Origin of the sequence: Candidatus Effluviviaceae Genus V sp. (assembly GCA_014728125.1) — a bacterium.
GTDB lineage: Bacteria > Joyebacterota > Joyebacteria > Joyebacterales > Joyebacteraceae > WJMD01.
The window spans coordinates 41574-47880 of the sequence record WJMD01000162.1 but is presented as its reverse complement, the minus strand read 5'-3'; the positions used below and the strand labels follow the sequence as shown (position 1 = coordinate 47880).

Annotated in this window: 5 protein-coding genes; all 5 read left to right on the top strand. The window is 69.6% G+C overall.

Going from position 1 to position 6307, the window contains the following annotated elements:
* Positions 1-980: hypothetical protein (locus GF405_09915; protein ID MBD3368469.1), on the top strand; the 980-nt coding region annotated here is incomplete at its 5' end.
* Positions 920-2191 carry an anhydro-N-acetylmuramic acid kinase gene (locus GF405_09910; protein MBD3368468.1) on the top strand — a complete coding sequence of 424 codons (1272 nt, stop codon included), beginning with the start codon at positions 920-922 and terminating at the stop codon, positions 2189-2191. The genes GF405_09915 and GF405_09910, both read left to right, overlap by 61 nt.
* 91 nt (positions 2192-2282) lie before the next feature.
* Positions 2283-3800: a hypothetical protein gene (locus GF405_09905; GenBank protein MBD3368467.1), complete on the top strand. Its 1518-nt coding sequence runs from the start codon at positions 2283-2285 to the stop codon at positions 3798-3800.
* A gap of 140 nt (positions 3801-3940) precedes the next feature.
* Complete coding sequence (locus GF405_09900; GenBank protein MBD3368466.1) at positions 3941-5317, top strand: MATE family efflux transporter; 1377 nt, start codon at positions 3941-3943, stop codon at positions 5315-5317.
* A gap of 7 nt (positions 5318-5324) precedes the next feature.
* Complete coding sequence (locus tag GF405_09895; protein MBD3368465.1) at positions 5325-6302, top strand: ribokinase; 978 nt, start codon at positions 5325-5327, stop codon at positions 6300-6302.
* The last annotated feature ends 5 nt before the right edge of the window (positions 6303-6307 follow it).

Genomic DNA, 6307 nt, shown 5'->3' with positions numbered 1-6307 from the left:
GCCGCGGACCGGAGGCTCGAGCGGGCCGGGGGATCGGTCCGCAGAGCGCTCGAGTGGGAGGAGAAGGAGAGCTCTTGAGCTCGATCATCGTGCACGGAGGAGCCGGAGCCTTCGATCCCGGAGAGGACTACGAGAAGGGGCTCCTCGAGGCCATTGCCGCGGCGACCGCCTGCCTCTCAGACGGCGGCGCGGCCGTCGACGCCGTGGAGGCGGCCGTCATCAGCATGGAGAACGAGCCCGTGTTCAACGCCGGCTACGGCTCGTCGCTCAACTGGGACGGCGAGGTGGAGATGGACGCGTCCATCATGACCGGCGAGGGGGAGTGCGGCGCCGTCGCGTGTCTTCGCGCGGCCCGGAACCCGATCCGGGCGGCGCGGCTCGTCATGGATGAGCTCGACCACGTCATGCTCGCCGGCCCCGGCGCCGACGCCTTCGCCGCCGCGATGGAGCTGCCTTCGGGTGACCTGGTGACCGAGCGCCGGAGGAAGCTCCACGCGAAATACCGCGCGCAGTACAAGGCGGGGAAGGTCCTGCGGCACATGCCGAGACTGCGGGACGTCGAGGAGCGGCTCGGGCTCGGCACGGTTGGCGCCGTTGTCGTCGACGACGAGACGCGTGTGGCGGCGGCGACCTCGACAGGGGGGATGATGATGCATTTGCCCGGCCGCGTCGGCGACAGCGCCATCATCGGCGCCGGGACGTATGCGAACAGGGCCGGAGGCGTGTCGCTGACCGGCCACGGCGAGCCGATCATCCGGGACGCGCTCGGCAAGGTCGCCGTCGAGGCCATCGAGGCCAACGGCGCCAGGGAGGGCATCCAGACGGCGGTCGAGATCGCGCGGTCGCGGGAGGCGCGGATCGGCATTATCGGGCTCGAGGCGAACGGCGCCGCGGCGTACGGCTTCACGACGGAGGCCATGTGCTGGGCGGCGTCGCGCGACGGGGAGGTCCGGACCTTCCTGGAGGAGCGAACGTCGTGACGAAAGGCCCCGGGGCACTGGTCGAGAGACTCCAGCGGGCGACCGGATCGACCGAGCGGTCGGTCGTCGGGCTCTCCTCAGGCACGTCACGCGACGGCGTCGATGCAGCTCTCGTGCGGGTTCGGGGAGACCGACCGGACCTGTCGGTCGAGCTGGTCGGCTACCGCTGCATCCCGTACGAGGCCGAGCTGGCGGCGGCGCTCGAGGGCGCCGAGAGCGCCCCGGCGTCCCGTGCGGCACATCTCGACCTCGCGGTCGGTGAGGCGTTCGCGGCCGCGGCAGGGGCGCTTCTCTCGGAGCTCTCATGCTCGCCGGACGACGTCTCATGCATCGGCTCGCACGGACAGACGATCTACCACGAACCGCCGGGTCCGGGACGAACCGGCACGACCTTCCAGATCGGCGATCTCAACGTCATCGCCGAGCGGACGGGCATTCCCACCATCGGGGACTTCCGCCGGGCGGACGTCGCCGCCGGCGGGTCGGGCGCGCCGCTCATTCCACTCGTCGACTGGCTGCTCTACCGGCGTCCGAACGAGGCCCGTCTCCTCCTGAACATCGGGGGCATCGCCAATGTGACGATGGTCGTCCCGGCGCTCGAGGACATTGCCGCTTTCGATACCGGCCCCGGCAACACGCTCTCCGACGCGATCGTCAGGGAGGCGACGCACGGACGGCTGGACCGTGACGAGAACGGACAGCTCGCCCTCGAGGGAGCACCGGATGGAAGCGCGGGCGAGGCGTTCCTCGCGACGTACGACTACTTCACGGCGCCGCCGCCGAAGTCGACGGGGAAGGAGCTCTTCGGCGTCGACGCAGCCCGGCGGCTCTCGGAGCTCGCGACGGGAACCCGCGACATCGGATCACTCGGTCGTGAAGCGCTCAGCGACCTGCTCGCCACAGCGGCCCTGGTCGTCGGTCTGTCGATCGCACGGGGTCTCGAGATGCTTCCGTCCGACCCCCCGGCGTCGGAGCTCATCGTGAGCGGCGGCGGCGTGAGGAACCGGGCCATCATGAAGGCGCTCGACGAGAGCTGCGGCGGTCTCACAGTGCGCAGTCTCGAAGACCTCGGACACGACCCCGACGCCAAGGAGGCCGTCGGGTTCGCCGTGCTGGCGCACGAGACGCTCTACGGGCGGCCGGGGAACGTCCCCGGCGCGACCGGGGCCCGGCGGCCGGTCGTGCTCGGGAAGCTGGCGCCCGGGCTCTGACCTGGGTGCGCGGGGGGCGTCAGATGGTTCTCGAGAAGTCCGAACCCTGCTCTGAACGCCCGCGCGCGCGGTCGAACGAGAGGGAGGTTGCATGACGTCGGAGCGGCTGGCGGCCAGACTCGTCATGGTCGGCGCGCGGTGCGGCGAGGACGAGATCGAAGGATCGCGGCGGGAGGTGCTCCGGCTGGTCCGTGACCTCGGCGTCGGGGGACTCATCATCTTCGGCGGGCGTCGGGAGACCGTCGGAGAGCTCATCGCAGAAGTCCGCGCGGCGTCGCACGGGCCGCTTCTCGTCGCGTCCGACCTGGAACGCGGACTCGGCTGGCAGGTGAAAGGGGGGACGCTCCTCCCGTGCCCGATGGCGATCGCGGCGTCCGGGGACACCTCTCTCGCCTTCGAGGCGGGGCGAGTGACGGGGTCCGAGGCACGGGATGTCGGCATCGATCTGGTGTTCGCGCCGGTCGCCGACCTCGCGGACCGTCCGGACAACCCCATTGTCTCCAACCGCTCGTTCGGCGGCGACCCGCATGCCGTGCGCCGCTTTGTTCAGGCGTTCATCCGAGGCTGTCACGCCGGAGGAGCCGCGGCGACCGCGAAGCACTTCCCGGGGCACGGGAGGACGCGCACGGATTCCCACATCGAGCTGCCGACGGTCGACGCACCGGAGGAGCGGCTTCGCGGGCGCGACCTCGTCCCCTTCCGGGGCGCCATCGAGGCCGGCGTCGACGCGGTCATGACGGCCCACGTCGCCTATCCGGCGCTCGACGCCTCCGGCGGCCCGGCCGGCTTCTCCCGGACCGTCGTCACCGGTCTGCTCAGACGTGAGTTCGGCTTCGACGGGCTGGTCGTCACCGACGCGCTCGTCATGGGCGGCGTCACGGCGAACGGGGCCGAGGCCGCGCGGCGGGCGCTCGCGGCGGGAAGCGACGTACTTCTCGCGCCGGCCGACGCGCGCGAGACGGTCGAGAGCGTCGCGGGGGAGATCGAGGAGGATCCGGGAACGGCGTCGCAGGCCGAGCGTTCCGTCGAGCGCATCGAGGCGCTCGTTCGTCGTGTCCGCTCGGTGACGCCGCCGCCGGTCGACGGCTCGGAACTCGCTGACAGGATCGCCGGAGCGGGAGCGACCGTGCTGCGCGGTTCGGTCGGGCCGGACATCGGGAGCGCCGCCGATGTGGCCGTCGTCATCGCGGGGGAGCGGCGCCGGCTGCCGGACGCTCCCGAGCTTCTCACGGCGCTCCCGCGTGCCGTGCGCGGGCACGGGATTCTGCGGCTCGACGAGCGGGGAGAGATGATGGACAAGGCCTGCGAGGCGGCGCGAAGTGCCGAGCTCACACTGGTCGCCCTCTACGATGAGCCGGCGGCGTGGCGGGGTGGCCATCTGCCTCCGGACGCGGTCGTGGGGGGCGTCAGAAGCCTGCTGAGGGTGGCCCGAAACGCCGTCCTCGTCCTGTGTTGCCCACCGTTCGTTCTCTCCGAGCTCGATGCCGACTGCCCCGTGATCTGTGTCTGGGACACCGCGCCCGCCTCGGAACGAGCGGCGGCCGGCGTTCTCCTCGGCCGGTCGGCGCCGGGAACGCAGCCCGACGTTCTTCCGGGCGACGGTGCGTGAACCCGCGACACCCCGCGGCGGCTCTTGAGTCGGGGCTGCGGCGGGGGTATGCTGAATGTGCTCTCTGACCGCCTCGCGAGGACCAGAGCCGACAGGGGCCCTGAGCGGCCCCTGTCTCTCGTGTACGCACCGGAGCGTTCATGTCGGACCGGCAGACGAATCGATCAGAGCCGCCCGAGCGGCCCCAGGTCGACATCACCGAGGGGAACACCCTGCGGAACGTCCTGTACATGGGCATTCCCTCGATGATCGGCTTCGGCGCGATGACGATCTACAGCCTGACCGATATCTACTGGGTCGGCAGGCTGGGAACTGCTCCCGTCGCCGCCATCACGCTCTTCGCCGCCATCGCCTGGGTGCTCGGTTCGGCGAACCAGATCGTCGGGACGGGTTCGGTGGCGCTCATATCGAGGCGCTTCGGCGAGCGTGAGTACGAGGCCACGCGCGACGTCATCCGTCAGACCCTCTTCCTGAAGGCGGCCATCGCCGTCATCATGGCGGCGATCGGTCTCCTGGCACTCGAGTCGATCCTCGGCATCATGAACGCGGACGAGGCGGCGCGGTCGCAGGCGGTCGTTTACGGCAGGATCTACTTCCTCGGCCTTCCGTTCATGTTCTCCTCGTACACGATCTACACCGCGCTCCGCGGCGTCGGAGACGCGCCGAAGGCCATGTACATCATGCTCCTGTCGACCGCCCTGAACGTCGGCCTCGACCCTGTCTTCATCTTCGGGCTGGACATGGGGATCGCCGGCGCGGCGCTGGCGACCGTTCTCTCCGCCACGATCGCCGTTCTCGTCGGTGTCGTGGTGCTGGCGACCGGCTGGGCCAACATCCGGGTGCCGATGTGGGGGCGCTTCCGGCCCCGCTTCCGTGTGATGCTGCAGATCCTGAAGATCGGGATTCCCGCGGGCCTGAACGGCATTCTGAGAAGCACCGGCCACTGGTACGTCACGGCGCTCGTCGCGACCTTCGGGACGGTCGTCGTCGCGGCCTACGGAATCAGCGGAAGGATCCTGCAGCTCGGCATCCTGTTCGCCGTCGGGCTCAATCTGGGCTCGAGCGCCATCGTCGGACAGAACCTCGGAGCGCAGAAGAAGGAGAGGGCGCGCGATGCGGTCGTCAAGTCGACCCTTCTCGTGCTCGGTCTGACGGGCATCCTCGCGGCCGTCGAAATCGCGTTCGCACGACAGATCCTCGGCGTCTTCACGAACGACGCCGGCGTCATCGAATCGGGCGTTCTCCTCGTCCGCATCTTCGCCGTGTCGCAGATTCTCATCGGCATGCACATCGTCCTCTCCTCCGCTTTCTGGGGTTCCGGTCACACGTGGCCCCCGACCATCGTGACGGCCATCGTGCAGTGGGCGGTTCAGATCCCGCTCATCCTGGTCGTCATCCACGTGATCGGCGGGTCCGAGACGATGGTGTGGTGGACGATGCTCGTCGCTGCAGTGATTGAGGTGCTTCTGACCTACCTCTGGTTCCGACGCGGCAGCTGGATGCACCGGGAGGTCTGAGTTACACGTGATCTTCGGACTCGAGATGCCTGAAGAGCGCGCGTTCGACGCTGTGGGCCTCGGCCTGAACGCCGTCGATCACCTGTGTGTGGTCGGTGCCTTTCCGGAGCCCGATACGAAACCCCGCGTCGACCGGTTCGCGCGGTCGCCGGGAGGACAGGCTGCGAGCGCGATGGTCGTTCTGAGCCGCCTCGGGTATCACACCAAGTACATCGGGAAGGTCGGCGGCGACGAGATCGGTCGCTTCTCGCTCGAGAGCATCAGGTCCGAGGGGGTCGACGTCGCCGATGTCGTGACCGTCGGAGGCGTCACGAACCAGCTCGCCATGATCATCGTGGATACGGGGCGGGGAGAGAGGACGATCCTCTGGCATCGGCCCGACGATGTAGCTACCCTTCCGGATGAAGTCGCCGCCGACGCTGTGAGCGCGGGACGCGTGCTCCTGGTCGACGGTCACGACGCAGAGGCCGCCGCCCGGGCGGCCGAACTCGCGCGGGAGCGGGGAACGCTCGTCGTGATGGACGCGGAGTCCGTGAAGAGGGGGACGCGCGAGCTTGTCGAGAGGGTCGACGTCCTGCTGGCGTCGCGCGACTTCCCGGAGCGCCTGACGGGCGAGACGAACCTCGACCGGTCTTTCGATCTGCTGCGGGCGATGGGCCCGCGGGTGGTCGGCGTGACGCTAGGACGCCTTGGCTCGATCGTCATGACGGCGGACGGCTCGGTCTACGGCTCACCGTCCTTCGATGTTGAGGTCGTCGATACGACGGGCGCCGGCGACGTGTACCATGGCGCGTTCATCGCCGGTCTGCTCGAGGGATGGTCGGTCGAGCGGACGGTCGACTTCGCGAACGCGGCCGCGGCGCTCAACTGCGAGGGACTCGGAGCCCGTTTCGGACCATCGAGCCGACGTGAGGTAGAGGCTCTGGTCGAGCGGCAGAGGCGGCGACCGGGGCAGGGGCGCGACTGCGGACTGATGTGCGACTGACGGGA

Excerpts from the sequence above, each read along its gene's own strand:
- GF405_09905 (MBD3368467.1), top strand. The coding sequence starts at position 2,283 with ATGACGTCGGAGCGGCTGGCGGCCAGACTCGTCATGGTCGGCGCGCGG.
- GF405_09900 (MBD3368466.1), top strand. The coding sequence starts at position 3,941 with ATGTCGGACCGGCAGACGAATCGATCAGAGCCGCCCGAGCGGCCCCAG.